This window comes from Pseudomonas gingeri (assembly GCF_013386115.1).
GTDB classification, from domain to species: Bacteria; Pseudomonadota; Gammaproteobacteria; order Pseudomonadales; family Pseudomonadaceae; genus Aquipseudomonas; species Aquipseudomonas gingeri.
In genome coordinates this window covers 497,342-523,361 of record NZ_JACAOR010000002.1, presented here as the reverse complement: position 1 = coordinate 523,361, position 26,020 = coordinate 497,342, and the positions used below count along the sequence as shown (strand labels likewise).

The 26,020-nt window shown below is 64.7% G+C and carries 23 protein-coding genes; 4 read left to right on the top strand and 19 right to left on the bottom strand.

Going from position 1 to position 26,020, the window contains the following annotated elements; genetic code table 11:
• Positions 1–10: 10 nt before the first annotated feature.
• A complete protein-coding gene (locus tag HX881_RS07090) occupies positions 11–976 on the top strand; it encodes a GlxA family transcriptional regulator (protein WP_177083660.1) in 966 nt (321 codons plus the stop codon).
• A 372-nt stretch (positions 977–1,348) separates the two neighbouring features.
• Here HX881_RS07090 and HX881_RS07085 read toward each other — a convergent pair whose 3' ends face one another.
• Positions 1,349–1,690, bottom strand: a complete 342-nt coding sequence (locus HX881_RS07085; RefSeq protein WP_017127068.1) for a carboxymuconolactone decarboxylase family protein — start codon at positions 1,688–1,690, stop codon at positions 1,349–1,351.
• Between the two features lie 114 nt (positions 1,691–1,804).
• On the opposite strand from HX881_RS07085, the gene HX881_RS07080 reads away from it, so the two are divergent.
• Entirely contained in the window at positions 1,805–2,713 is a 909-nt protein-coding gene (locus tag HX881_RS07080) for an AraC family transcriptional regulator (protein WP_177083658.1), read from the top strand.
• 223 nt (positions 2,714–2,936) lie between these two features.
• Here the strand turns inward: HX881_RS07080 and HX881_RS07075 are convergent, their stop codons facing one another.
• Both HX881_RS07075 and HX881_RS07070 read right to left on the bottom strand, forming a co-directional pair.
• Positions 2,937–5,303 carry a penicillin acylase family protein gene (locus HX881_RS07075; protein ID WP_177083656.1) on the bottom strand — a complete coding sequence of 789 codons (2,367 nt, stop codon included), beginning with the start codon at positions 5,301–5,303 and terminating at the stop codon, positions 2,937–2,939.
• Between the two features lie 118 nt (positions 5,304–5,421).
• Positions 5,422–6,000 carry a DUF6436 domain-containing protein gene (locus tag HX881_RS07070; RefSeq protein ID WP_425503454.1) on the bottom strand — a complete coding sequence of 193 codons (579 nt, stop codon included), beginning with the start codon at positions 5,998–6,000 and terminating at the stop codon, positions 5,422–5,424.
• A 111-nt stretch (positions 6,001–6,111) separates the two neighbouring features.
• Here HX881_RS07070 and bipL point away from each other — a divergent pair, with 111 nt between their 5' ends.
• Positions 6,112–7,050 carry a phospholipase BipL gene (gene bipL, locus HX881_RS07065; protein ID WP_177083652.1) on the top strand — a complete coding sequence of 313 codons (939 nt, stop codon included), beginning with the start codon at positions 6,112–6,114 and terminating at the stop codon, positions 7,048–7,050.
• A gap of 26 nt (positions 7,051–7,076) precedes the next feature.
• Complete coding sequence (locus HX881_RS07060) at positions 7,077–7,505, top strand: acyl-CoA thioesterase (RefSeq protein ID WP_017127063.1); 429 nt, start codon at positions 7,077–7,079, stop codon at positions 7,503–7,505.
• Here the strand turns inward: HX881_RS07060 and HX881_RS07055 are convergent.
• The 16 genes from HX881_RS07055 to fdhD form a co-directional block, all read right to left on the bottom strand.
• Positions 7,490–8,146, bottom strand: coding sequence for a response regulator transcription factor (locus HX881_RS07055; RefSeq protein ID WP_042935672.1), 657 nt, complete (start codon positions 8,144–8,146; stop codon positions 7,490–7,492). The genes HX881_RS07060 and HX881_RS07055 overlap by 16 nt on opposite strands.
• A gap of 160 nt (positions 8,147–8,306) precedes the next feature.
• Complete coding sequence (locus tag HX881_RS07050; protein WP_017127061.1) at positions 8,307–9,362, bottom strand: protein-glutamate methylesterase/protein-glutamine glutaminase; 1,056 nt, start codon at positions 9,360–9,362, stop codon at positions 8,307–8,309.
• Positions 9,359–9,850, bottom strand: a complete 492-nt coding sequence (locus HX881_RS07045; RefSeq protein WP_177083650.1) for a chemotaxis protein CheD — start codon at positions 9,848–9,850, stop codon at positions 9,359–9,361. Before HX881_RS07045 ends, HX881_RS07050 begins: the two co-directional genes overlap by 4 nt.
• Positions 9,847–10,659: a CheR family methyltransferase gene (locus tag HX881_RS07040; RefSeq protein ID WP_017127059.1), complete on the bottom strand. Its 813-nt coding sequence runs from the start codon at positions 10,657–10,659 to the stop codon at positions 9,847–9,849. Before HX881_RS07040 ends, HX881_RS07045 begins: the two co-directional genes overlap by 4 nt.
• A 1-nt stretch (position 10,660) precedes the next feature.
• Positions 10,661–11,188, bottom strand: a complete 528-nt coding sequence (locus tag HX881_RS07035) for a chemotaxis protein CheW (RefSeq protein WP_177083648.1) — start codon at positions 11,186–11,188, stop codon at positions 10,661–10,663.
• A 10-nt stretch (positions 11,189–11,198) separates the two neighbouring features.
• A complete protein-coding gene (locus tag HX881_RS07030) occupies positions 11,199–12,836 on the bottom strand; it encodes a methyl-accepting chemotaxis protein (RefSeq protein WP_177083646.1) in 1,638 nt (545 codons plus the stop codon).
• A 2-nt stretch (positions 12,837–12,838) separates the two neighbouring features.
• A complete protein-coding gene (locus HX881_RS07025; protein WP_177083644.1) occupies positions 12,839–14,869 on the bottom strand; it encodes a chemotaxis protein CheA in 2,031 nt (676 codons plus the stop codon).
• A gap of 3 nt (positions 14,870–14,872) precedes the next feature.
• Positions 14,873–15,190 (bottom strand): STAS domain-containing protein, encoded by a 318-nt coding sequence (locus HX881_RS07020; RefSeq protein ID WP_017127055.1) that lies wholly within the window; start codon positions 15,188–15,190, stop codon positions 14,873–14,875.
• Between the two features lie 7 nt (positions 15,191–15,197).
• Complete coding sequence (locus HX881_RS07015; RefSeq protein ID WP_017127054.1) at positions 15,198–15,563, bottom strand: response regulator; 366 nt, start codon at positions 15,561–15,563, stop codon at positions 15,198–15,200.
• A gap of 35 nt (positions 15,564–15,598) precedes the next feature.
• The gene (locus HX881_RS07010; RefSeq protein WP_177083642.1) at positions 15,599–16,687 is read right to left on the bottom strand and encodes a methyl-accepting chemotaxis protein; all 1,089 of its coding nucleotides are present in this window, start codon (positions 16,685–16,687) and stop codon (positions 15,599–15,601) included.
• A 449-nt stretch (positions 16,688–17,136) separates the two neighbouring features.
• Positions 17,137–18,048 carry a hypothetical protein gene (locus HX881_RS07005; RefSeq protein WP_177083640.1) on the bottom strand — a complete coding sequence of 304 codons (912 nt, stop codon included), beginning with the start codon at positions 18,046–18,048 and terminating at the stop codon, positions 17,137–17,139.
• Positions 18,049–18,284: 236 nt separating this feature from the next.
• Positions 18,285–18,755 (bottom strand): glycine zipper domain-containing protein, encoded by a 471-nt coding sequence (locus HX881_RS07000; protein WP_103032674.1) that lies wholly within the window; start codon positions 18,753–18,755, stop codon positions 18,285–18,287.
• Positions 18,756–18,962: 207 nt separating this feature from the next.
• The gene (locus HX881_RS06995) at positions 18,963–20,045 is read right to left on the bottom strand and encodes an NAD(P)/FAD-dependent oxidoreductase (RefSeq protein ID WP_177083638.1); all 1,083 of its coding nucleotides are present in this window, start codon (positions 20,043–20,045) and stop codon (positions 18,963–18,965) included.
• Entirely contained in the window at positions 20,046–22,070 is a 2,025-nt protein-coding gene (locus HX881_RS06990) for a LodA/GoxA family CTQ-dependent oxidase (protein WP_177083635.1), read from the bottom strand.
• Positions 22,071–22,755: 685 nt separating this feature from the next.
• Positions 22,756–25,104 (bottom strand): FdhF/YdeP family oxidoreductase, encoded by a 2,349-nt coding sequence (locus HX881_RS06985; protein WP_017127046.1) that lies wholly within the window; start codon positions 25,102–25,104, stop codon positions 22,756–22,758.
• The gene (fdhD, locus tag HX881_RS06980) at positions 25,101–25,940 is read right to left on the bottom strand and encodes a formate dehydrogenase accessory sulfurtransferase FdhD (protein ID WP_177083633.1); all 840 of its coding nucleotides are present in this window, start codon (positions 25,938–25,940) and stop codon (positions 25,101–25,103) included. Before fdhD ends, HX881_RS06985 begins: the two co-directional genes overlap by 4 nt.
• Positions 25,941–26,020 lie beyond the last annotated feature (80 nt).

The following is a 26,020-nucleotide window of genomic DNA, read 5'->3' as shown; positions in this document are numbered from 1 at the left end:
GGCTTGTTCCATGACCCGCACCGTCGCCGTTGTCGTGTTCTCCGGCGTCCAGTCCCTGGATGTCACGGGGCCGATGGATGTCTTTGCCGAAGCCAACCGCTTCCTGCTGCCCGACGCCCAGTACCACCTTGAAGTGATCGGTGTCGAACGCGGCTGGGTGCCCTGTTCCAATGGCCTGGCGATCCAGGCGCATCGGCATTTCAGCGAAGCCCTGGCGAGCTACGACCTGTTGTTGTGTGCCGGCGGACCGAGCCTGCCGGGGCAGGATTTCGGCGAAGAATTCCATGCCTGGCTGCGGGCTGCCAGCGGCCGTGCCGGCTTCTTCGGTTCGATCTGCAACGGCGCGTTCATGCTTGCCCGGGCCGGCTTGCTGGAGGGGCGCACGGTGACCACCCACTGGAACGACTCGCAAGCCCTGGCGGCGCTGTGCCCGACCACCCGGGTCGAGGCCGATCGCCTGTATGTCCAGGACGAGAAGCTGTTCACTTCGGCGGGGGTGACGGCGGGCATCGATCTGTCGTTGTACCTGCTGTCCCGCGACCAGGGCGCGGAAGTGGCCCTCAACGTGGCCAAGCGGCTGGTGGTGTTCACCCAGCGTTCGGGCGGCCAGTCGCAGTTCAGTCCCTACCTGACACCCTATGCCGAGGCGTCCTCGCCGGTGGCCCAGGTCCAGCAGTATGTGCTGGCCCACCTGACCGGCGACCTGAGCATCGCCGAGCTGGCCAAGGCGACCAACATGAGCGCGCGTAATTTCTCCCGGGTGTTTGTCCGCGAGACCTGCGTGACCCCGGCGGAGTTTGTCGAGAGTGCACGGGTGGACGCGGCACGGGTGATGCTCGAAAGCGGCAACTCGCCATTGAAGACCGTTGCCTACGAATGCGGGTTTCGCGACGCGCACCATATGCGCAGTGTGTTCCAGCGACGCCTGGGAGTGACGCCACAGCAGTTTCGCCAGCATTTTGCCGGATTGGCTTGAGGCTTGGGGTGGCTGCGGTGACCCTTTCGTGGGCAAGCCCATCCCCACAAGGTTTCAGAACTGTGGGAGTGGGCTTGCCCACGAAGAGGCCATGGGCAACCGCGCAAGGCTCCGCTCGTGCTCAATTGCCAGAGCAGTTGCAGCCAGGGCGTGAAGGAAAACGGCAGGGTGTTTCTTTGAACTTCAGTGGTTAACAAGTCGGGTTTGTCCTGAAGTTTCGCAAGTTGCTGTTCCTGTTCGCTGTGCTCAACTTTTTACTCGTTCGTTTCAGCTGTTCCTGGCGAAATAATCGAATAAATAAAAAAGGGCCCGGGACAACAAAGTGTCCGGGCCCGAAAGGGGAGAGAGAAGCATAACCGCGTTGACGATCACTCAGGATTTCAGGCTGTCGTAAGCCTCCAGGGCATGCAGCGAGTAGATATAGGCGGCCCCGGCATTCAGCGAAATGGCGGTGGCCAGGGCGGCGGCGACTTCCTCGCGGGTCGCACCGGCCTTGATCGCGGCGTCGGTATGAGCACCGATACAGCCGTCGCAACGGGTGGAAATCGCCACGGCGATGGAAATCAGTTCACGGGTCTTGGCGTCCAGCACATTGTTTTCCGCCGCCGCCTCGCCCAACTTCATATAGGCCTGGACCATCTTCGGATTGGACTTGCTCAATGCACCGAATGCATTCTTGATGGTAGGCAGTAGTTCGGACCAGTTGAGAAACATGATGGTAACTCCTGAATAAGTAAGGGTAGACTGCTCAAGCAACGAGCCTAGTGTTCCCTATCTGGTGTAGACACTTTTGTCCGATTCACTCAACCCTTTGTCCGATATGCGCAAATGAACTCGATCGACAAGCTCATCGTGCTGGCCGGGGTCCGTGGCCGCCTGGACCTGCGCTGCCAGTTGCAGGGCGACTGGGCGCTGGATCATGAGCAGGAAAGCGTCGGTATCGCGCCGTATCACATCGTCCTGGACGGTGATTGCCAGGTCGAATTGCCGGGCGGTCGGACGGTGCGGTTGCAGACCGGGGATATCCTTGTGCTGCCGGGCGGCGGTACGCATCTGTTGCGCAGCCCCGGGCAGCGGGTGGCGCCGGCCACGCCACGGATCAGCCAGGACGGCCTGTTGCCGGTGCATCGGTTCGGCGGCGGGCGCGTCGAACTGGACCTGTTGTGCGGGCGTTTCCATTACCAGCGCGAGTCGATGCTGTTCGCGGCCCTGCCGGAATACCTGGTGGTGTCCAGCCGCGACCTGCCGGCCAGCGGGCAGCTGGCAGCGCTGGTGGGGTTGTTGCGGGTGGAGGCCGACGGTGACCAGGCCGGGGCGCGGTTCCTGGTGGATGCCTTGTCGTCGGCGTTGTTCACGCTGATCCTGCGGGTCTACCTGCAACAGCAGGCGCAGGCCAGCGGCACCCTCGCACTGCTGGCGGACAAGCGCCTGAGCCGGGCCTGGCAGGGCATGCTCGAAGACCCGGCCCACGAGTGGACCATCGACGGCCTGGCCGCGTTGGCGAACATGTCGCGGGCGAGCTTCATGCGCACGTTCGTGAAGGTCGCGGGGGAGTCGCCGTGGGTGTTGCTGACGCGGGTGCGGATGGAACTGGCTTATGGCCTGTTGAGCAATTCACACCTGGGCCTGAGCGATATCGCCGCCCAGGTCGGCTATCAGTCGCAGGCGGCCTTCAGCAAGAAATTCAAGGAGATCTATGGCGAGGCGCCAGGGCGTCTTCGCCGGGCGGGTGGCTAGAGCTGTGGGAGCCGGCTTGCTGGCGATTCAGGCGACGCGGTGTTTCAGACACGCCGCGTTATCGTTCATCGCCAGCAAGCCGGCTCCCACAGAGAAACCTGTGTTGATCGTTCCCACGCTCTGCGTGGGAATGCCTCTATGGACGCTCGGCGTCCGCTTTGTGACGCGCAGCGTCACGGGCTGCATTCCCACGCGGAGCGTGGGAACGATCGGGGGGGATGGGTCACTTGGCCGGCATCAGCTTGAGCACGCTGCGGGTGTTGGCCGAGACTTCGACCTCGTTCATATGCACCTGCTCGTACCCGCCTTCGATATAGGTTTCGGCCTGGTCGCTGTAGTGCTTGTCGAACAGCACGCCGCTCTGTCCCACCGGGTTGATGGTCAGGCCGTGGTCCGGGTCGGCGAAGTCGATCAGCCGCCGGGTCGACGGGCCATAGGTCACCGGCCAGGGCGCCGGGCCGATCTTCGCCGAGAGGTTGTTCGGCACTTCGTGGGTGCCCGGCGCATCGAAGGGCCCGACATTGAACAGCCGGTCCAGCGGCTTCTGCCGTCCCAGCGGATGGCCGTGGGTCAGGGTATGGGCCTTGCCCCACACCCAGGCACCCGGATCGTCGCCGTAGGTGGCCTTGAGATGGGCCAGCGTTGCCTGCCAGGCGCGTTTCACCGTGTCGGCGCGGTTGCCGTTCCACCAGGGTGAATGTTCATCGGCGGCCAGGCGCGGCAACGCGGCGTCCACCACCCGGGTGCTGAGCAGGGTGTTGAAGTAGTCGTCGCCGAGCTTGTCATGCATCGCCGCGCGGGCCAGTTCGTAGAGGAACTGGTTGAACAGCGTGGCGCTGGTGGAACTCATCGGATAATCGCCCTTCCACATCGCCAACTGCTCCACCAGCTTCAGCTCGGCCGGGTCCTTCGCCGCTTCGCGCAGGGCCGGCAGCAGCGGCCGGAGCAGTCGCGGCCCGTAGTCGGTGGTGGTGCCCAGTTGCAGTTTCTGGCTGTTCTCCAGGCTCCAGCGCACGCTGGTATCGGCCAGTTGCCGGTTCAGTTGCTGGCCGCGATCGGCGAGGTTGTAGTAGCCGGGAATGACCATGCCGGTGGGCGAGGCCGGCTGGGCGTTGGCCGAGACGATATAGCCCCGTGCCGGGTTCTCTTCCTGGGGATTGGCGCTGAAGGGGTAGAAGCCGTCCTTGTCCGCGTCGCCGGTGCTGCCGTCGAGAATGAACGCCGGGTTGACCCCCTCCGGACGCTTGGGCAGCAACGCCGCGGCCCACCAGCCGATATCCCCCTTGGCATTGGCCCACATCAGGTTGAGGCCGGGCGCCTGGATCTTTCCGGCGGCCTCGCGCACCTTGTCCAGGGTGTCGGCGCGGTTGAGTTCGTAGAAGCCCTGGAGAATCGGGTTCGGGGTTTCGAGAAAGGCCCACCACATGGCAATCGGCCTGGCCCCGGCATTGGCGCCGATCACATCGTTGACGATCGGCCCGTGGGGCGACTGGAGCAGGGTGAAGGTCACCGGCGGCTGGCCCTTGACCGCGATCTGCTGTTCGCTGCGGGTCATCTCGACCCACTGGCCGTGGTACCAGACCTGGTTGGGGTTCTCGGGGTTGGTCTTCTCGGCGATCAGGTCCAGGTCGTCGTTCTGGAACATGGTCAGGCTCCAGCCGAATGCCGTGTTGTTGCCGAGAAAGGCGAACGGCACCAGGGCCTGGTGATAACCGTACAACTCGAAATCCGGTGCCGACAACTGCGCCTCGTACCACACCGCCGGGGTCGAGAAGGCGATATGCGGGTCGCCCGCCAGCAGCGGCTTGCCGCTTTTGGTCCGGCTGCCGGACACCGCCCAGGCGTTGCTGCCCTCGAACTGCGGCACGCCGGCATCGCGCAGGGCTTCGTCGCTGAGCCGGGCCAGGGCGCCGAGGCCTTTCCAGTCGCTGTCGGCCAGTGGTATCGGCGAGCCGAGCATGCCCTGGGGGCGCCACTCCAGGTCGAACACCTTCAGGTAGTCGGCGCCGAGCTTGTCCCGCACATAGGTCAGCAGCGGCTCGGTGCGGAAGGCGGCGGCGAAGCTGTAGGCCATGTAGCCGGCGATGCTGATGGTGTCTTCGGCGGTAAAGGGCCTGCGCTCGATGCCCAGCACGTCGAACTCCACCGGCCTGGCGTGAGTGGCCTGGTACTGGTTGATGCCGTCCAGATAGGCTTGCAGGGCCTTCCAGGCGGGGGATTGCTTGTCCAGCTCGGCGACGTAACGGTCGGCGCGGTCACGAATGCGCAGGCTGCGGAACAGCTTGTCGGTTTCCAGGGTCTTGGGCCCGAGGATCTCGGACAGTTCGCCACGGGCCAGGCGCCGGACGATTTCCATCTGGAACAGGCGGTCCTGGGCATGCACGTAACCCAGGGCGCGATACAGGTCGGTGTCGTTCTCGGCACGGATATGCGGCACGCCACGCTCGTCGTAGCGCACGGTGACCGGTCCTTGCAGGTTGTCCAGCGTGACCTGGCCCTGGCGCGTCGGCAGTTTGCCCTGGACGTACCAGGTCCCCGCGCCGGCCAGGGCGACGATCAGGACGGCGAGAACGGTCATGCTGCGTTTCATGCGGGGTTCCTTGTTCGTGTCAGGGCTACCGGTGCCGAGCCGCTAAGGTTTAGCACAGGCGGGCAGGCGGATACATCGCACAAATAGTCTTTACCTCAAAAAGTCCGGTTCGCCTTGTTCATTTGCCAACCCCGTCCCACGGGCAGTAACAGCCCACCGCCATGTTGTGGGTGGCATTGACCGCGCGCCCTTCGCTCAGGGCCTGCAGGATCGGCTCGATAAAGCTGTTGCTGGAGTTGCAGGTGGCGCCCTGGCTGTAGGGACCGAAGTAGGCGAGCCGGCCGTCGCGGTCCCAGATCGCCACCGCCGGGCTGACCGTCAGGTGCTCGGCGCCGGGGAGGCTCTCCAACGGGCGGATGGCGCCCAGGGTGGCGGGGAGTTGGCCGTGGGTGCCGGGTTTCTGCACCGAGTAGAAGTCCACGCCCAGCGGCGCGAAATGCGCGATCAGTTCGCCCAGGTGCTGCTGGTTGCCGACATTGCACGGACAGGCTGGGTCCCAGAAATGCACCAGGCGGATCCGGCCGGGGCCGGCCAGGTCTGCCGGCAGGCTGAGGCGATCACCGGCGAACAACGCGGTCTGGTCGCTGAAGGCACGGATATAACGGCCCTGGAACCAATCGTAGGCCAGCCACAGGCCCGCCGCGCAAACCACGGCGAGCAGGCCGGCGAGTAATGTCTTGTGACGAGTCTGGGGCATGGCGATTCGGTCCTCGAAGGTCGGGTAGCTTGCCATGCCCGCCCTGACAGAAGAATATCGCAGATCAGTAAAACGCCTCGACGTTGCCGCACCCTTGCCTGGAAGCCCCTTATGCCTGCCACCTTCGACCCCGATTCCCTGCGCGCCAGCCTGCGACCCCTGGCCGCCGCGCAGCCCTTGTCGGCATCGGCGCAGGCCTATCAGCGCTTCTATGGCCTGGATCTGGCCCACCGCACCTCGCCCTTCAGCAGCCGCCTCGGTGGTTTCCGCAGCGGCGGCTTCGACCTGGTCAGCCAGCTCTGGCTGCCGCGGGACCCCGTGGCGACGCTGTTCCTGTTCCACGGTTTCTACGATCACATGGGGCTGTACCGCAATGTGATCGACTGGGCGCTGGACCGCGGCTTCGCGGTGATCGCCTGTGACCTGCCGGGCCATGGCCTGTCCAGTGGCGAGCGGGCCAGTATCGATGACTTCGCCGAGTATCAACGGGCGCTGGAGGGGTTGTTCGACGAGGCCCGGTCCCTTGACCTGCCACAGCCCTGGCACCTGTTCGGCCAGAGCACGGGGGGCGCCATCGTCGTCGACCACCTGCTCCGGCATGGTCTCGACAGCCCGGCCCAGGGCAAGGTGGTGCTGCTTTCGCCGCTGGTGCGGCCACGGGCCTGGGGCTGGTCGAAGCTCAGTTACTACCTGCTCAAGCCGTTCGTCAAAGGCATTGCCCGGCGTTTCAGCGAGAACACCCATGACCCGGCGTTCATGCCGTTCCTGCAGGCCGATCCGCTGCAACCGCAGCGCCTGCCGACCGCCTGGGTCGGCGCCCTGGCGCGCTGGATCCCGGGTATCGAAGGCGCGGCGAAAAGTCCGCGGCGGCCGTTGATCGTCCAGGGTGATGGCGACATGACCGTCGACTGGCAGCACAACCTGACGGTGCTGCGCAGCAAGTTCGACCAGCCCGAAGTGTTGATGCTGGCCGAGGCCCGGCATCACCTGGCGAACGAACTCCCGGAGTACCGCGAGCGCTATTTCAGCTTTCTCGGCGCCCATTTCTGACTGCTCGTTTCCGAGCCGAGGCCCCCATGACCGACCGCCTGCCACACCGTGCCGACTACCGGCATTTCCAGCCGATCATCACCCGCTGGCACGACAACGATGTCTACGGCCATGTGAACAACGTCACCTACTACAGCTTTTTCGACACGGCGGTGAACACCTACCTGATCGAGCAGGGCGGGCTGGATATCCACGACGGCGAAGTCGTCGGCTTCGTGGTCAGTTCCGCCTGCGATTACTTCGCTTCGGTGGCCTTCCCCGAACGCATCGAGATCGGCCTGCGGGTCGGCAAGCTCGGCAACAGCTCGGTGCAATACGAACTGGCGGTGTTCAAGGCCGGCGAAGACGAGGCCTGCGCCGCGGGGCGCTTCGTCCATGTGTTCGTCGATCGCGCGAGCAACCAGCCGGTGTCGATCCCCGGCGGCCTGCGCGACGCCCTTCAGTCGTTGATCTGAATGATCCCTTCGCGCACGGCGAACAGCACCAGGCCGGCGATGTCGTGAATCCGCAGGCGGTGCATGATCTGCGAGCGATGGGCTTCCACGGTCTTGACGCTGAGGCCGAGGCCGACGGCAATGGAGCGGGTCGACTCGCCGCGGGCGATCAGCCGGAGGATTTCCAGCTGGCGGGCGGTCAGCGCGACCTGGCTGGCCTTGATCGGCTGCTCATGGCTCTGGCGCACCGCCTGGTTGACCACCAGTGGCACCACCGCCGAGGACAGGTACTGGCCACCGTGGCGCAGGGCCTTGAGGGCCAGTTCCAGTTCCAGCACCGTCGCGGTCTTCAGCAGGTAGCCATGGGCGCCCAGTTGCAGGCACTTCATCACGAAGTGCGTGTCGGTGTGCATCGACAGCATCAGCACCTTGCTGCGCGGCGCCCGCAGTGACAGTTCCTTGAGCGCCGCGACGCTGTTCATGCGCTCCATCGACATATCCAGCAGGACGATGTCCGGCTTGAGACTGGAGGCCAGTTCGATCGCTGCCTGGCCATCGCCCGCTTCACCGACGATTTCGTATTCTTGTTGTTTTTCCAGCAATGCCCGCATACCCGCGCGAAACAGCGGGTAATCGTCGGCAAGCAGTATTCGACAAAGCATAAGCTCTAGCCCATGGCGCAAAGGGAAGGGCGCAGCCGCCGCGTGGACGTGCTGCGGTTTTTTGTGTCTGGATTCCAACCCAGGGTCTACACAGATTCAGGCACGGGCCCGCCCGCATGCCGGGCAGGAGCGGGCTCGCCACACGCTTATCGGGTTCAGGTCAACCGTGGCGGCCACTGTCGCCAAAGTGCTGGATCAGTTTAGGCAGCTTCGCCAGGGGCTCGACCGACTGCGCGGCGCCCAGGCGGATAGCCTCCTTGGGCATGCCGAACACCACGCAACTGGCCTCGTCCTGGGCAACGGTACTGGCGCCGTTTTCACGCATGGCGAGCAGCCCGCGGGCACCGTCGTCACCCATTCCGGTCATGATAATCCCCAATGTATTGGCTCCGGCCTGTCGAGCCACTGAACGGAACAACACGTCCACCGACGGCTTGTGCCGGTTGACCGGAGGGCCGTCGAGTACCTCTACCTGATAGTGCGCACCACTGCGTTTGAGCTGCATGTGCAAGCCTCCGGGAGCCAGCAACGCCAGGCCGCTGTGGACGCGATCCAGGTGTCTGGCCTCGCGAACTTCGATCTGGCAGAGCTTGTCCAGGCGCCGGGCAAAATCGGCGGTGAACTTCTCCGGCATGTGTTGAACGATGACAATCCCCGGGCAGTCACGCGGCAACTGCCGAAGGATGAATTCCAGCGCCTGGGTGCCGCCCGTGGAACAGCCCAGGGCAACCACCCGGTCCGTGGTCCTGAGCACACCGGCAACGGCTGGCGTCGTGGGACCGGATTCTGCGGCAGGGGGACTGTGGCGAAGGGCCATCGGCCGCGCCCGGGCGCTTTCCTCGACCTTGCGGATCAGTTCGGCGGAGAGCTGTTCCAGGCTCTGCCTGAGGCCCAGGCGGGCCTTGGTGAACACCCCGACCGCCCCGGCGGCGAGCGCCTCGACGCTGACCGCCGAGCCCTGTTCGGTAAGGGTCGAGCAGATCAGCGTGGGCGTCGGGCGCTCGGCCATGATCTGGCGCAGGAAGGTCAGGCCATCCATGCGCGGCATCTCGATATCGAGGATCAGCACGTCCGGCCAGTCCCGCCGCAGCTTGTCGATGGCATACAGCGGGTCGGCCGCCTGGCCGATCACCTTGATGTTCGGATGGCTTTCCAGGCATTGGGTCAGCACCTGGCGGACCAGGGCCGAGTCGTCGACGATAAACACCCGGATCATCGCGCCCGTTTCCCCAGCCGCAGCGGTTGCACGCTGTTGCGCTGGCAGTCGATCACGCCGCTGCTGCCGTCGATATGCAGCCGGCGGTAGTGCTGGCCGTTGAGGTCGCAGTGGTCCACCGCCCAGTTGCGCAGGCTGAACTGTTCGCGGGCAAAGGCGCTGTTGTTGTGGCCGATCTTGCGGGTCGGCGTGCCTTCGAAACGCACCAGGCTGCCACCGCCGAAAATGCCTTTGCGGTACTCGTTGGGATGGGTGCCGTGGCGGCGCATATCGGCCTGGATCCGCTGGAACACGCCTTCGCCGTAGCGGGTGTCGAGGCCGTTGCGTGCGCTCGGGTCGTTCGGCAGCAGGTAGTGCGAGACCGCCAGCAGGCGCCAGCGCGGGTGCCAGAGAATGATCGACACGCAACTGCCGAGCAGGGTGGTGACCGTGCCTTCGTGCTGGCCGAAGAAGTAGTCGCCGGGGCGCAGGAATAACGGCGGATTCATAGGCGTTCGTAGACCGACGGATTGAGCAGTCGCACCGGCAGGTCGAAGCCGTGGATGCTTTCCGCGTGACCGATGAAGAGCAGGCCGCCGGGGCGCAACTGGCTGACCAGGCGTTGGACGATGCGTTGCTTTTCTTCGTTGTTGAAATAGATCAGCACATTGCGCAGGAAGATCACGTCGAACAGGCCGAGCCCGTCGGGCAGCGGCTGGACGATATTGATCTCGCGCAGGCTGACCCGCTCGCGCAGGGCCGCCTGGACGCGGAAGCGCCCGCTCATGTCGCCGACGCCGCTCAGGCAATGGCGCTGCAGCCAGCCCTGGGGGAAATACTTGGCCTGGGCCATGTCGTAGATCCCTTCGGCGGCCTTTTCCAGCATGCTCAGGCTGAGGTCGCTGGCGAGGATCGACCAGTCGCCGCCGCGCAGGTGTTCCTGGATCACCATGGCCATGCTGTAGGGCTCTTCGCCGGAAGAGCAGGCGGCACTCCAGAATTTCAGCGGGCCTTTCTGGCGAGCCAGCCAGGTGCCGAGAAAGTCGAAGTGCGGGTGTTCGCGAAAGAAGTAGGTTTCGTTGGTGGTCAACAGGTCCACCACCAGCCGTCGCTCCTTGAGGTACGCCGGCTGGTCGAGCATCTGCAGGTATTCGGCGTAGTTGTCGAGCTGGTAATGACGCAGGCGTTTCATCAGCCGTCCGGCCACCAGCGGGCGCTTGTTCGGCGCCAGGACGATGCCCGAGGCTTCGGCCATCAGCGCCTGCAGGCGGCGGAATTCACTGTCGCCCAGGGTCGGCAGCTTGAGGTAGCTCGACATCTCAGCTTCCCTGGGTCGCGGCGAGGCTGAGCTGGCGGATGTCGTCGAGGGACAACACCTGCGGGATGTTCAGGATGATGGTGAAACCCTCTTCGCCGCGGGCCATGCCGGCGATGAAATCGGTGCGGATCCCGGCGCCGAACGTCGGCGCGGCGACCACCTGCTGCGGGTCGATATCGAGCACCGCATCCACCGCATCGACCACCAGGCCGATGCGCTGGCTGAAGTCATCCAGTTCCAGTTCGATGATCACGATGCAGGTGCGCTTGCCGGCGGCGGTCAGTTCGAAACCGAAGCGCGCGGCCAGGTCCAGCACCGGCACCACGTTGCCGCGCAGATTGATTACGCCATGGATGAACGCCGGCATCATCGGCACGGCGGTCACGTCGCCGTACTCGATGATCTCGCGCACCAGGTCGATGGGCACCGCATAGGCCGCCTGCCGCACGCGGAACGACAGGTGCTGGATGCTCAGCGCCACGGGCGCGTCGGGCAGGGCCTGGAGCTGGCGGCTGAGGTTCGCAGTCATGATCCGGCCCTCAATTGAAGCTCACGAATTGGCCTTCATCGACCGTCGCGCGGCTCTTGAAACCGTCACGCGGGCCGTTGAAGGCATAACTGTCCTGGCTGCGCGGTTGCGGCCGGTGGGTCGCTCCCGACTCTTCTTCGAAGCGGAAGAAACCGATCAGCTCCTGCAACTGCCCGGCCTGGGCGTTCATCTCCTCGGCGGTGGCGGCCAGTTCCTCGGAGGCCGAGGCGTTCTGCTGGGTGATCTGGTTCATCTGGCCCATGGCGATATTGATCTGCCCGGCGGCGCCGCTCTGCTCCTGGGACGCGGCGGTGATTTCCTGGACCAGGTCGGAGGTCTTCTGGATGTTCGGTACGATTTCGTTGAGCAGGCGTCCGGCCTGTTCGGCCAGTTGCACGCTGCTGGAGGCGACCTGGCCGATTTCCTGGGCGGCGACCTGGCTGCGTTCGGCGAGCTTGCGCACTTCGGCGGCGACCACCGCGAAGCCCTTGCCGTGGTCGCCGGCACGGGCGGCCTCGATGGCGGCGTTGAGGGCCAGCAGGTTGGTCTGGTAGGCGATGTCGTCGATGATGCTGATCTTGTCGGCGATCTGTTTCATCGCCAGTACCGTGTCGCCCACCGCGCCGCCGCCCTGCACGGCGTCATTGGCGGCCTTGCCGGCGATGCCGTCGGTGATCTTCGCGCTTTCGGTGTTCTGGGCGATGGAGGCTGACATCTGCTCCACCGAGGCGCTGGTCTGCTCGACGCTGGCGGCCTGTTCGTTGGCGGCCTGGCTCAGGGACTGGGAGGTCGAGCTGACCTGTTCCGAGGCCGAGGACAACGAGTCGGCGGCGCTGCGCACATCGCCGAGAATGCTGCGCAGGCGCACGGTCATGTTCTGCATGGCGGCCAGCAACTGGCCGGTTTCATCCTTGCTGATCACCGGCAGGTCCTGGCTCAGGTCGCCGGCGGCCATGCGGTTGGCGGCTTCCACGGCGCCGTTGAGCGGACGGGTGATGCTGCGCGTGACCAGCACGCCGATCAGCATGCCCATCAGGGTCGCGGCGATCACCAGGGCGATCATCTGGGTCTGCGAACTGGTGGCGATATCATTGATCTGCTGGTTGGCTTCGGCGGCCCGATCCTGCTTGCCACGGGTGACCTGGCCGATCAGTTTGTCGACCACGTCGCCGCTGGTCACGGCCTTGGGCAGCAGGTCGGTGACGTCGCTGGTTTCCTGCAACTGGTTGGATTGCTGGTGGGTGCTCAGCACCTGGTGGATCAGATTCTCGTAGTCCTTGAGCGGCGCGTCGATCTGGTCGATCTGGGCCTGGCCTTCCTTGGTGATAAAGGCCTTGCGCGCGTCGGCGATCAACTTGCGGGTCTGTTCCAGGGCCGCCCGCGCCTGGTTGGCGGCCTGTTCGCGACCGGCCTGGCTGGTGGCGAGCAGGCTGTGGCGCATCGAGCGCCCGGCGACGATCAGCTGGATATTGGCCTCCTGCATCAGGCTCATGCCGGTGACATCGAGGTCGTACATGCGGTCCGACAGGTCGTTGACCTGGGACAGGTTGCGGATGCCGATCACGCCGATGATGGCGGTCAGCACCACCACCAGCAGGAAGCCCGCGGTCAGCCGGATGCCTATCTTCATGTTCCTGATGAATTGCATGATTATTCTCCTGAAAGGCTGGGCAAGGGGGTATGGATCGGGTGTGCCACGGGTTCGGTGGTGGCCTGCAACTGGCGGAACAGACTGGCGATATCGAGGATCAGCGCCACCTGGCCGGAGCCGAGGATGGTCGAGCCGCTGATGCCGCGCAGGTGCTGGAACATCTGGCCGAGGGGCTTGATCACGGTCTGCAGTTCGCCAAGCAACTGGTCGACGATCAGCCCGGCCTGCTGCCGGCCCTGGCTGACCACGACTATGTTGCGCCGCCGGGCGCTGCTCGGTGTCAGGCCGAAATGCCGGTCGAGGGCGATGCACGGCAGGGGCTTGCCGCGCAGGTTGAGGTAGCCCTGGCCCTGGCTCAGCCACTCGGGTCCGGCCTCCATGCATTCGGTGACCATGTCCAGCGGGATGACGAAATTGTCCTGGCCGACGCCGACCTGGAAGCCGTCGATGATCGCCAGGGTCAACGGCAGGCGGATACGGAAGGTACAGCCCTGGCCGGCCACCGAGTCGATCTCGATCACCCCGCGCAACTGGTCGATGGCACTGCGCACCACATCCATGCCGACACCGCGGCCGGAGAGGTTGGAGACCTGTTCGGCGGTGGAGAACCCGGCTTCGAAAATCAGCAGGTGGATATCCGGATCGCTGAGCTGTGCGTCCGGGTCCACCAGGCCCTTGTCGATGGCCTTGGCCAGGATCCGCGCGGTGTTCAGGCCACGGCCGTCGTCGCTGACTTCGAGGACGATCATGCCGGAGTCGTGATAGGCATTGAGGCGCAGGTTGCCTTCGGCGGGCTTGCCGACGGCCATGCGCTCGGCGGCCGACTCGATGCCGTGGTCGATGGCGTTGCGCACCAGGTGGGTCAGCGGATCGGCGATCTTGTCGATCACCGACTTGTCCAGCTCGGTCTCGCCGCCGACCAGGCTCAGCTGGATATTCTTGTCCAGTTCCTGGCTGACATCACGGACCACCCGATGGAAGCGATTGAAAGTCTCGCCGACTTCCACCATGCGCAGTTTCAACGCCGCTTCGCGGATCTGCTCGACGTGCTGGTGCACGGCCTGGGTGGTTTCCATGCAACCGCTGTCGGCACTGCGCCGCGCCTGCATCTGCGCCCCGGCGGTACTGATCACCAGTTCGCCGACGAGGTTGATCAGTTCGTCGAGCTTGTGCGCGGCGACCTTGACCATCGTCGTGTCGAGGCTGCGGCGGTCACGGCTGGTCGTGGTCTTTGCCGGGGGCGTATCGAGGGCCGGCGACGGCTCGATGACGGGCGCCATCACGGCCATGGCGGGCGGTTTGACAGGGCTGAGGCGGAGCTCGCAGAAGTCCTGGATAAACTCGAAGACTTCCTCGATTTCCGTCTGGCTGGCGGCGGTCAGCAACTGGAATTCAAAGCCCAGGTGGCAGGTTTCCGGGTCCAGTTGATCGAGGGTCGGCAGGGCGTCGCTGCGGGTTCGCAGGGCGATGATTGCACCCAGGCGCTTGAGATAGCGCAGGAACGCCGCGGGGTCGAAGCCGTTGCGAAACAGCTCCTCGGAAAAGCTGATGGAAACCTGCCAGGTGATCGAGTCCGCCGCCCCTGGAGGGGCGTCTTGCGGCTCAACCGGAGCCGACTCCGCGGGCGCTTGCCCCTGGGCCTCGAACAGCGCCGCGAGCAGGGGCGCCTGGCGGGCCTCGTCGGCGTCCAGCAGGCCGCTGTCGGGGTCGACGCGCTCGATCATCGCGCTCAGCTCGTCCATGCAGTTGAGCATCAGCGAGGTCAGGGCCGGGGTCAGTGCGCGCTGGCCGTCGCGCACCGACATCAGCAGGCTTTCCAGGTGGTGGGTGAGGTTGACCAGTGGCGTCAGCGAGAAGATCCCGGCAGAGCCCTTGAGGGTATGCACGGCGCGGAACAGGCTGTTGACCGCGTCCTGGTCGGCGGGGCTGGTCTCAAGGCGTAGCAGGCTGTCCTCGGCGTCCTTGAGCAGGTCGCGACCTTCGCTGAGAAAGCCCAGCAACAGCTGGTTCCATTGTTCGCCACTGAGCATGGGTCAGTCCTCGGTCTGGACGGCGGGGTACAGGGATTCCAGGTTCAGGAGTGTCAGCAGTTCCCGGGCGGTGTCAGAGACCTGGCTCACGGTGGCGGGATGATCGATGGAGGACAGCGCCCGCTGGATCGCCAGGAGCAACTGGGCACCGGCGCTGTCGAGTTCGCTCAGGCCGCTCAGGTCCAGCTGCCAGGGGCCCGGTGGCAGCGGCAGCAGGCCGAGCAACTGTTCGCGGGCCATACTGACTTCGTAGAGGGTCAGGTCGCCCTTGAGGCGCAATTGCGCGGGCGTGCCATCGACAGCGGGTGTCAGCGAGAACATGGTGTGTTCACCCCAGGAGCTTTTCGACAGCTGCCAGCAGTTGCTGGGGCTGGAACGGCTTGACGATCCAGGCCTTGGCCCCGGCGGCCTGGCCCTCGGCTTTCTTCGACTGCTCGCTTTCGGTGGTGAGCATGATGATCGGTGTGAAGCGGTATTCGTTGCGGGCCTTGACCGCCTTCACCAGCCCGATGCCGTCGAGGTTGGGCATGTTCACGTCGCTGATGATCAGGTTGATCTTCTGCCCGGTCAGCTTGGTCAGTGCGTCGCGGCCGTCGCAGGCTTCGATGACCTGGTGACCGGCGGCGGTCAGGCTCATTTTCACCAGTTGGCGCATCGACAGGGAGTCGTCGACGATCAGGATGGTCTTGGCCATGTTCATCACTCTTGCAAAGGGAAAAGCGGGAGAAACTAGAAGAAGGTCACGTCGCTGCTGGCCGCCGCCTGGGGCCGACCCTGTCGCTCTTCGTCGGTGGTGAAGCGCTGGCGCAGGCGTTCGAGCCAGGCGGGCGGGTCATTGAGACTGCTGTCCTGGCTGGCAATGGCTTCGAGCAAGTGGGTGAGGTCGGCCTGGACATGGTCGAGCATCTGGTCGGTGCGGTCCTGGAACTGCAGGTTGACCATGATGGCCTGGATGTCGGCCTGGGTGTCCCGGGCGTCCTGTTGCAGGGCGCGGGAGGCATCGGTCAGCTCGTCGAGGTTGTCCCCCAGGCGTGCCATGACCTGGGTCACCGAGCGGTTGAGGAAATCCAGGTTGGCCTGTTCGCTGGTGCCCAGTTCGGCGGCGGCGCTGATGGTGGTCTGGATCGCATGGTTGATTTCGCCGACCTTGGCATCCATGCCCTGGCCGGTTTCGGCGGACAGGGTGGAGAGCTTGCGCACTTCGTCGGCGACCACCGAGAAGCCCCGGCCGTATTCGCCGGCGCGAGCCGCCTCGATGGCGGCGTTGAGCGCCAGCAGGTTGGTCTGGCTGGCGATTTCCTGCACCCGCTTGGCCATCTGCTGCAACTGGCTGGCGTAGTCGCCCAGGTGGCTGATGGTGCCGAGCAGTTCGTGCTGGCGCTGGCTGCTGGTTTCGAAGGACTGGGTCACTTCATGCAGGCGGTCGTTGGCATCGCGCAGGCTTTCGCCGACACCGCCGCTGCCGAGGATGCTTTCGGAGTTGTGCAGGCCGCCTTCCAGGCGTGTGGCGATATTGGCGAAACGCTGGAACAGCTCGCTGATATTGGACTGCAGCAGTTCGCGGCTCTGGCCGATGCTGTCGCTCCAGCTCGGCGCGACGGCCGGTAGCAGGACATGCAGTTCGGTGGCAGGAGGGGCGGTATCGGGGTGCGGCGTAAGGGTGGTGGCGAGCGCGGCGTTCGGCGCCTTGGTGACACGCAGGCCTATGACGGCGGCGGCGATAAGCACGAGGCCGGCACCATTGAGGAGGGGGTGGGCGAGAAACAGCCCGACAGCACTAAGCGCGATCCCTAACCAGACTCCAAGATAGATCCGCATCTCCTGCTTCCATTGCATAGCTCAAGGTCGGCGGATCATATCGGTAGCATATTGATATCAGTATCGGGATAACCCTTAATCCGACTGGCCGGACAGCTTGTGTTTTCGCGTGTGCAATTGGTTTTTAAATTGACCGGTCGGACAGATATTTCGACCATCATCCAGTAACGGCAAAGGCTCCTGGGAAGATGGTGCAAAGGCTCTAACGTGCGGCTTCTAGGAATTCGGCTTAAGGCATCGGCAAGCGAGAGATGTAATGGAATGTAACGCATCTCCCCTGACCATGGACTACGGGGCGGGGCGGATTAAGCGTAACGCTTACAAGCGCGGCGACCCTCGGGAGAGGGCCGCCGCCGGTACATCAGTGCACGAACAGCGCGATCAGGATAATGATCGGGATGGGTACACCCAGGAAGAACAGTAGAAGTGAGCGCATGTTGATTCTCCTATTAACGCAGGGTCACGGCTTCGGTGGTGTGGTATTCGCCGGCTTCCAGGTAGGTCACGCCATCGCGCTGGCGACCGCCGAACGTGGCGGCGAGGCTGGCGAAGAAGGCACCGATGAGCAGCGCGATAAACATCCACAGGGTTGACCAGGCGGCGGCCTTGGCAGCGCGATCGGCAGCCTGGCGAGCGTCGTCGACGGCCTGGCGGGCCTGGCCGTAGACCTGGTCCACGCGTGCTTCGGCCTGGGCCTGGCTGAGATTGGTACGCTGGCTGACCAACTGCGCCAGATAGGCGCGGTCGTCACTGCTCAACTGACCGTTGCCCAGGCTGCGGGCGAAGATCCGCGTGACCACGGCGTGGGCGGCGTCTTCGCTGACGGCCACCGGGCGGTTATCGCGAAACAGCAGGTCGATGAAGTAGTCGGAGTTGCCCGCGGTGTTCTGCGTGGCGGTGCTGGCGAGGCTGCTCGTGGCCCCGGAGGCGACCGTCGCTCCCGCCTTGACGCCGCCGCCGACCAGACCGCTGACGGAGCCGGCTACCACGGTGACGGTCAGCAGGGTTGCCACGGCCCAGGCCAGAAAACCATGGGCGGTATCGCGGAAGTAGACCTCATCGCTGTGCATGCGAGTCCACTTCACCCGCAGGCGTCCGGCGAGATAACCGCCCATGCCCGAGGCGAGGATCTGTGTCACGGCCAGCCAGACGATCGCCGAGATGCCAAGTCCCTTGGCACTGACGCCTTCGCCCGCCCAGGGCGATACGGCGGAAAAGCCCAGCCCGGCACCGAGCATGAGCAGCAGGAGAGAAAGTGCGGCCGCGGCGGCGGCTCCGGCAAAGATCGCCGCCCAGGAAACTCCTGAGTGATTCGACGAGTCGTGCACTGCGCCAGGGTAGGTTTCGGCGTTCCCGATCATTGTTGTTGTGCTCCATAAGTGAGAGACATGCAGCCTTCACTCAGGAGATAGCAGCGGACGTGCCAAACCCTCGATTGAAAAAATCACCATTTATTTCAGTGGGTTACAGGCAAGGCTGGGTCTGAGGCCCATGCAATCTGCATGGTCGATGGATTTGCCGACGGGCTTTATGCATGGGGAGCGAGGGATCGTGCCCAAGCCAAGGGAATGCCTGGGCGGCATTCCCTTGCGCTGACTCAGTCGCGCCAGTGACGACCGTGCTTGCGATGGCCATAGGCGTGACCACGGCCACGGTGGTCACCGCGATAGTCGCGACGGTCATCCCGGTAACGGCGATCTTCGCGATCGCTGGAGTTGCCCATGTAGTTACCCAATGCACCGCCGGCGCCACCGCCTGCCGCGGCGCCGATCAGGCTACCGGTGCTGCCGCCCATGCTGCGGCCGACCACGTTGCCACCGGCCGCGCCGAGGGCCCCGCCGATGGCGGCTTCGCCACGGCTGCGCCGGTCGGCACCCACCGCACTACCGCCCGCGCCGCCAAGGGCCGCGCCGATGGTCGAACCGGTGTTACCGCCCAGCGACTGGCCGACGGCGGAGCCGAGCACGCCGCCCAATGCGCCACCAATACCGGCTTCGGTGGTACCGCCAGCCGACGCGAGGCCACTGGCCAGGCTCAGGGACAACAAGAGAATCGACGAGAACTTCATGTGAGAGGAGCCTCAAAGGGATGACGGCGCGATCCTGAGGCTTGTGACGGAGTCGTTACAATGGAAATCCGACGAATAGCACGGGTTGTATACAAAATCATAACTTACTGTTTTTACTGGGGAACTTAGTCGAAAAAAGACAGTCCTAGATCACTTCAACCCTGCCGTTTCGCGCGTCCTGAGCATCGTCAACGCGCTTTTTCGACGCTAACGTCGACTCCAGAAAAGCGACTCGCTCCAGCGTTTTTCCATCCCGTAGAACTGCTTCCGGTTAACCAGGTAGGCGGCGTAGATCCGTGCCAGCAGATCGGCATAGGCCGGTAGCGCCTTGTCGTCGCCCTGCAGCGCGGCGTGCACGGCCTGGGCACAGTGAATGCCGCAGTAAAGCGCGGTGGCGATGCCTTGCGAGGACAGCGGGTCGAAGGATAGCGCCGCATCGCCGACGGCCGCCCAATGCTCGCCATGGAACACGGAAAGCCGCCCGCTGCCGGCATCCATGCCGTGGACCGAGGTGCCGGGCAGGTAGCCATGTTGCTGGCACAGGTCGCGGAGCAAGTGCGTCTGTTGCAGCAGTCGCCAGAGGCCCTGGCTGTTCAGCAACTGCTGGCGGTCGAGCAGGTCGAGATCGCTGAGGTAGGTCACCAGCCGCTCTCCCGAGGGCAGCAGTACGCTGTACCACCAGCCGTTCTCGACCGCCTCGACCAGGGTCCGGCCGTCCCGGTCGGTGCCCCGGGGGCTGTGCAGCAACAGGTAGAACGCCACCAGCCGATCATTTTCCAGGCGCTGTGCCCCTTGCTGGCGGGCGAACACGGCCGGGCGGCCACCGGCGTCGATCAGCCAGCGGCTGCGGACCCGGTGTTCATGACCGTCGCGGGCGAGGCGCAGGCAGAAACCGCCCTCGTCGGGTGTCTGGCTCAAGCGCGTGGATTCGTGAAGCGCCACCCCGGCCTGGCGGGCGGCGGCACGCAGGTGACGATCGAAAGCGGCACGGTCCAGTTGGAAGCCCTGGCCGTGGGTACGGAAGATGAAGTCATCGGTGTGTGGCTCATCCGAGCCCCACACCGAGACATTGCCGTAGCTGGGGCGATGCCCGGCGGCGAGAAAGCCGTCGAGCACCCCCAGGTCGGCGAGCAGCGAACGGGCCGAAGGCGGAAAACCCTCGCCCACCCGAAAACGTCCGGCAGGCGCCGAATCGGCCAGCAGCACCCGCCAGCCCTGGCGAGCCAGGGTGATGGCGGTCGCCGAACCGGCCGGACCGCCACCGACGATGGCGACGTCGTAGTCTTCCATCTAGGTCGGACGGTTTCCGGGGTTGACGGCGCGTGGTGCCTCCCGGGCCTCTTCCTGACTGCTGAAGTTGGCTCCCTTGGGCGGCCGTGGTCCCGCTGCGCCGGGACTGCCCGCCGCCGCAAAATCGGCCGCCAACTGCGCACTGGCAAAGGTCTGCGCCTGGGTAATGGCCGGGCCGTAGCTGGCGACCATCATCGTGTCCGGGTAGACGGCGCTGCCGGAGATGCCCTTGCGTACTTCCAGCAGGCCCATGGAGCCGAAGATATCGACCATGGTCTTCATCTGTACCGCGGTCGGGGTCTTTTCCGGATAGTTGATATCCAGCGGCGCGTTCCAGTTGCTGCGCTCGGCAAAGGCGACGAGCCGCTGCTCCGGCGGCACCGAAGGGTCGGTGACCAGGGCGTAATCGGCATCGCTGAGCACCTGGTTGGGGACGCGGGCGGGCCAGAATGTCGAGGTGAACGGGTTGTAGGCCGGGTCGTAGCCGCCACGGCAATAGGCCGTGTCCGCCTGCCAGGGCAGGCCCATCCAGCGGTTCAGGTCACCGGGCCCCTGGCCGTACAGCGGGCCGCCGACGGCCAGTGCCTGGGCCTGGTTCAGGGTTTTGCCGTAGTCGGGTTGCGAGCTGCCGGCCGGACGCTGGCGAATGCGCCAGGGCTTGGCATACAGCGGCAGGTGACGCATCGGCCAGGTCAGTTCGCAGCCGGGATGGAAGGCATCGGCCAGGCAGAAGTCCAGGGCTGCACGGTCGAGCATCGCCGGTTGCTCGGCCAGGGGGACCGAGTCGAGGTGCTCGGGCAGCGGATCGCCGGCCCAGTCGGATTCGAAGGTGCCAGCGGCCCAGAGGCTGAGCGCCTGGTACTGGGTCTGGGTAATCGCGGCGTTCTGCCGTGGGCTCGGGTTGGGTATCGAGGTCATGGCATCGCCATAGATCCATGGCCAGGGCAGGACGTTGCCATCGACCGGGTCGGGCTGGCGGAAACTGTTGAAGATCTGCCGGCGGGTTTCACCGAACACATCATAGTTGTCCGACGTCGGCTTGCTCGCCAGTTGGGCGATGAAGGCCGGGTCTTCGAAGTTGTAGCGGCCGTTATGGCCGAACTGGGTGGCGAAGCCCTGGTTGACCCATTGCAGGCCCGACAGGCGTTGCAGGATCGGATAGACATCATGCCGGAACGATACCGAGGTGCTCGGCTTCAGCCAGCCGGCCCCGATGAACAGGTCATAGGTCAGGTCGTACAGGGTGCGTATGGCTTTTACCTGCGGTGCGTAGTTCGGTGGCGCGGTGACGACCCAGGCCGGCTCCACCGGGATCGAGCGACCGCCGATACTGACCTGGGCGCTGACCGGGCCATCGCTGGTATCGTCGTACCAGCCGTCGGCGTTGATAAAGCTGTTGTCGTCTGCCGGATTGAAGATCGGTGTGCCCTTGGGCGAGGCAGAGACGCCGCGACCGCCGAGGAACAGCAACCGACCCTGGGCGTCCGTGCGCAATTCGCCGAGGTAGACCGGCGTGCCCTGGAACGTCCCGTTGAACTCGACTCCCGATGCCAGGGTGCCGCTGATATGTTGCAGGCCGCCGTCAATGGTCAGTTCGCCGCGGGCCTTGGCGTCGGTGACTGTCGCATTGCGCAGGGGCAGTACCACCTTGGCGGCTTCGGGGATGTCCATCGCCAGTTGCCACTGGTACCACTGTGCCTTGCTGTTGGCGACATGGGCCGACCAGGTGATATCGGCGTTTTCCGTGGTCAGCTCGGCGACCACTTCGCCGGCCAGGTTATAGCCGTAGATCCGGAATTCGGCGGCCTGGCGCTTCAGGGCGCCCTGGGCATCGCGATAAAACCCGAGGGGCTCGGGCCGGGGTTCCGTGACCTGGGGGCCGACAAAATATTCCGCCTCGCTGTTACCGACCCGCGCGACGCCGATGGCCGGGTGGATCGCGGCGCTGACGATGCGGTTGTCCTTGCTGGGGGAGGTTGGGGTGTCGCCTTGGTGGTGCGTGGTGTGACCGGGCGTGATCGACATGAGTACTCTCCGCAATCCGTGCTAAAGAGGAAGTTGCCCGACCTGCGGGCAGGATCCCTGGGCGGGTGCCGGCCATCACATTCGAATGGATGAAGAGCACCGCCCGGAGACTCTAGTAAAGGGCCATCAGTTTGTCGAATGGCCTTTTGCTATTACCTCGGCGGTGATCCTCGGCTGCGGTTATCAAGGCACCCGAAACGAGCGTCGATCAGCTTGCACGGATCATGCTGCCTGTTTAATTGCCTGGCCAGTTGATCTGCACTGTGTGGGCGGAGCGAGCAGAGCCAAAGGATTAGTGGCCATAGCTTTTCCTTGCGCGCCTTGGGTGAGAGCGTCTCGATGGCGGCAAGAAGTGTGGAGGGTAACTCCCTCGTATTCGAGATGAGGTCATCCGTATTTGGGACGAGGTCATCCGTATTTGGGATGAGGTCACCCGTATTCGGGACTTCAGTTACGCCGGATGCGATGATCGAGGGGGGCGCTGGCTGTCACCTCCGCCCTTTTGTACCTGCGCAGGTTGGCGGCGCTGAGGCATGGGCGTCAGAGGCTGATCATTGATCACCGGGGTCAAGAGGTGGGTGCTAAAAGATCTCTTTTACTTGACTGAATTTTCCTAAAGAGACCAAGACATTACGCCTTCTTGATGTTTGGCAGAGCGCCATTGCAGCGCCCTGCCATTTGTCGATCAGCTCGCCTTGGCCATGATCAGGCCGGTTTCGCTGGCCATTTCCAGGCGGATCGCGACGAACTTGGAGGTCGGTGTGTGGCTGCCGTCGCCGACGCTTTCCAGGGGCACCAGCGGGTTCACTTCCGGGTAGTAGGCGGCGGCCTGCCCGGCGGGAATGTCGAAGGCCAGCAGGGTGAAGCCCTTGACCCGGCGCTCGCGGCCGTCTTCCCAGAGCGACACGATATCGGCCTTCTGCCCCGGCTTGAAGCCCAGGCGGATGATGTCCGCTTCGTTGACGAACAACACGTCGCGCTGGCCCTTGACCCCACGGTAGCGGTCATCGAGGCCGTAGATGGTGGTGTTGTACTGGTCGTGGGAACGCATCGACTGCATGATCAGGTCCGGCACCTTGCCGGTGGCGTGGGTGCGTTCGTGGATCAGGTCGGCCGGCAGGATGTTCGAGCGGAAGTTCGCCCGGCCCGACGGGGTGTTCCAGCGCCGGGCGCCGGCGGCGTTGCCCAGGTAGAAACCGCCCGGGAGTTCGAGGCGCTGGTTGAAGTCCTTGAAGCCGGGAATGGTGTCGGCGATCAGGTCGCGGATGCGTCCGTAGTCGGCCACCAGCCAGTTCCAGTCCACCGGGTGGGTGCCGAGGGTCGCGGCGGCGATGCCGGCGATGATCGACGGTTCCGAGCGCATCTGCCTGGACAGCGGCTGCAACTGGCCGTTGGAGGCGTGGACCATGCTGAACGAGTCTTCCACGGTGACGGCCTGTGCGCCTTCGGTCTGCAGGTCGATATCGGTGCGGCCCAGGCACGGCAGGATCAGCGCTTCCTTGCCGTGGGTCAGGTGGCTGCGGTTGAGCTTGGTGCTGATCTGCACGGTCAGGTCGCAGTTGCGCAGCGCTTCGAAGGTGCGCGGGCTGTCCGGGGTGGCCTGAGCGAAGTTGCCGCCAAGGCCGATGAAGACCTTGGAGCGGCCGTCGAGCATCGCGTGGATGGCTTCGACCACGTTATGGCCGTTGCTGCGCGGTACCTTGAACTGGAAGCGGCGCTCCAGGGCATCGAGGAAGGCCACCGGTGGGCGTTCGTTGATGCCCATGGTGCGGTCGCCCTGCACGTTGCTGTGGCCGCGTACCGGGCACAGGCCCGCGCCCGGGCGGCCGATATTGCCGCGCAGCAGCATCAGGTTGGCGATTTCCTGGATGGTCGGCACCGAGTGCTTGTGCTGGGTGATACCCATGGCCCAGCACATGATGACGTTCTTGCCCTTGAGGTACATCCGCGCCGACTGCTCGATCTCCACCAGGGTCAGGCCCGACTGCGAGACGATCTGCTCCCAGGGGGTATCGTCGATGGCGGCCAGGTAGTCGAGGACATTGGCGGTGTGCTCGTTGAGGAAGTCGTGGTCGAACACCGACGGTTCGTTCGCCGCCTGGGCATCGCGTTCCCATTGCAGCAGGAACTTGGCCATGCCGCGCAGCAGGGCCATGTCGCCACCCAGCGCGGGGCGGAAATAGGCGGTGTTGGTCGGCTTGTCGCCGTTGGTGAGCATCTCGATCGGGTGCTGCGGATGCTGGAAGCGTTCCAGGCCGCGCTCCTTGAGCGGGTTGATGCAGACGACCTGGGCGCCGCGTTTCACCGCTTCACGCAGGGGTTCGAGCATCCGCGGGTGGTTGGTGCCGGGGTTCTGGCCCCAGACGAAAATCGCGTCGGCGTGTTCGAAGTCGTCGAAGGTCACGGTGCCCTTGCCGACCCCGACACTTTGCGCCAGGGCCACGCCGCTGGCTTCGTGGCACATGTTCGAGCAATCGGGAAAGTTGTTGGTGCCGAAGGCCCGGACAAACAGCTGGTACAGGTACGCCGCCTCGTTGCTGGCCCGGCCCGAGGTGTAGAACTCGGCCTGGTCGGGGCTGGACAGGTTCAGCAGGTGCTTGGCGATCAGCGCGTAGGCGGCTTCCCAGCTGATGGGCTTGTAGCGGTCGGTCGTCGGGTCGTAGCTCATCGGTTCGGTCAGGCGACCCTGGTATTCGAGCCAGTAGTCGGACTGTTCGAACAGGGCGCTGACGCTGTGCTTGGCAAAGAACGCGGCATCCACCCGGCGCTTGGTGGCTTCCCAGTTGACCGCCTTGGCGCCGTTTTCACAGAACTTGACCATGCCGCTTTCCGGCGAGTCGCCCCAGGCGCAACCCGGGCAGTCGAAGCCGCCGTTCTGGTTGGTCTTGAGCATCATGCGCAGGTTCTTCAAGGCGTTGTCGCTGGTCAGCCAGGCCTGTGCCACGCTGATCAGGGCACCCCAGCCGCCGGCCGCGCCCTTGTAGGGCTTGTAGCGTGGAGTCGGGATCTGGTCGGCTTGTTGATGATTGCTCACGCTTGTTTCTCCATCGCAGGGCTGTAGACCCGCGGCGCACTTTTCTGCGGCAGGTGGATGAGATTGAGGTTGTGCCGGCGGGCCCATTGCAGGGCCAGGCCGGTAGGGGACGACAGGCTGACCAGGGTCTGGATGCCGGCCCGCAGGACTTTCTGGATCAGTTCGAGGCTGCAACGGCTGGTGACGATGGCCAGGCCGCCGGCGGTCGGGATCTGCTGGCGGACCAGCGCGCCGATCAATTTGTCGAGGGCGTTGTGCCGGCCGATATCTTCGCGGCCCAGCAGCAGTTCGCCCTGGTCGTTCATGAACAGCGCCGCGTGCACCGCGCCGGAGTACTGGCCCAGGGGCTGGAAGGCGCTGATACGCTGGCGCAGGTTGTCCAACCAGGCGGCCGGCGGCAGGGGCGCGCCGGGCAGCACAGCCAGTTCGGGCAATGCCTGTTCCACCGCTTCCACGCCACACAGGCCGCAGCCGCTGGTTCCGGCCAGTTGGCGGCGTTGTTCCTTGAGGTTCCAGAACGCGCGGCTGGAGATCTCCACCTCGGCGTGTTGCGCCGAGCCGCTGCCGCTGAGCTTCAGGTCATAGAGTTCGGAGGCGTCATGGATAATCCCGCTGCCGATGCTGAAGCCGACGATAAAGTCTTCCAGGTCGGTGGGCGTGACCAGCATCACCGCCTGGCTGATGCCGTTGTAGGCAATGGCCAGCGCCACCTCTTCGGCCAGCGCGGTTTCGGCGGCCGCGCTGTGATCGAGGTTGCAGTACTGGTAACTCTGGCTGGCGGCGGGCGCGGGTGCTGCCGGGGCAGGGATCGCGCAGGCCTCTGGCTTGGCGTTCATGAGGGCATTACCGGTGGAATATCCAGTATCAAGACTAAGCGCGGCAAAAGGTCGCGTCTAATTGCTAGTACTGATCCTCC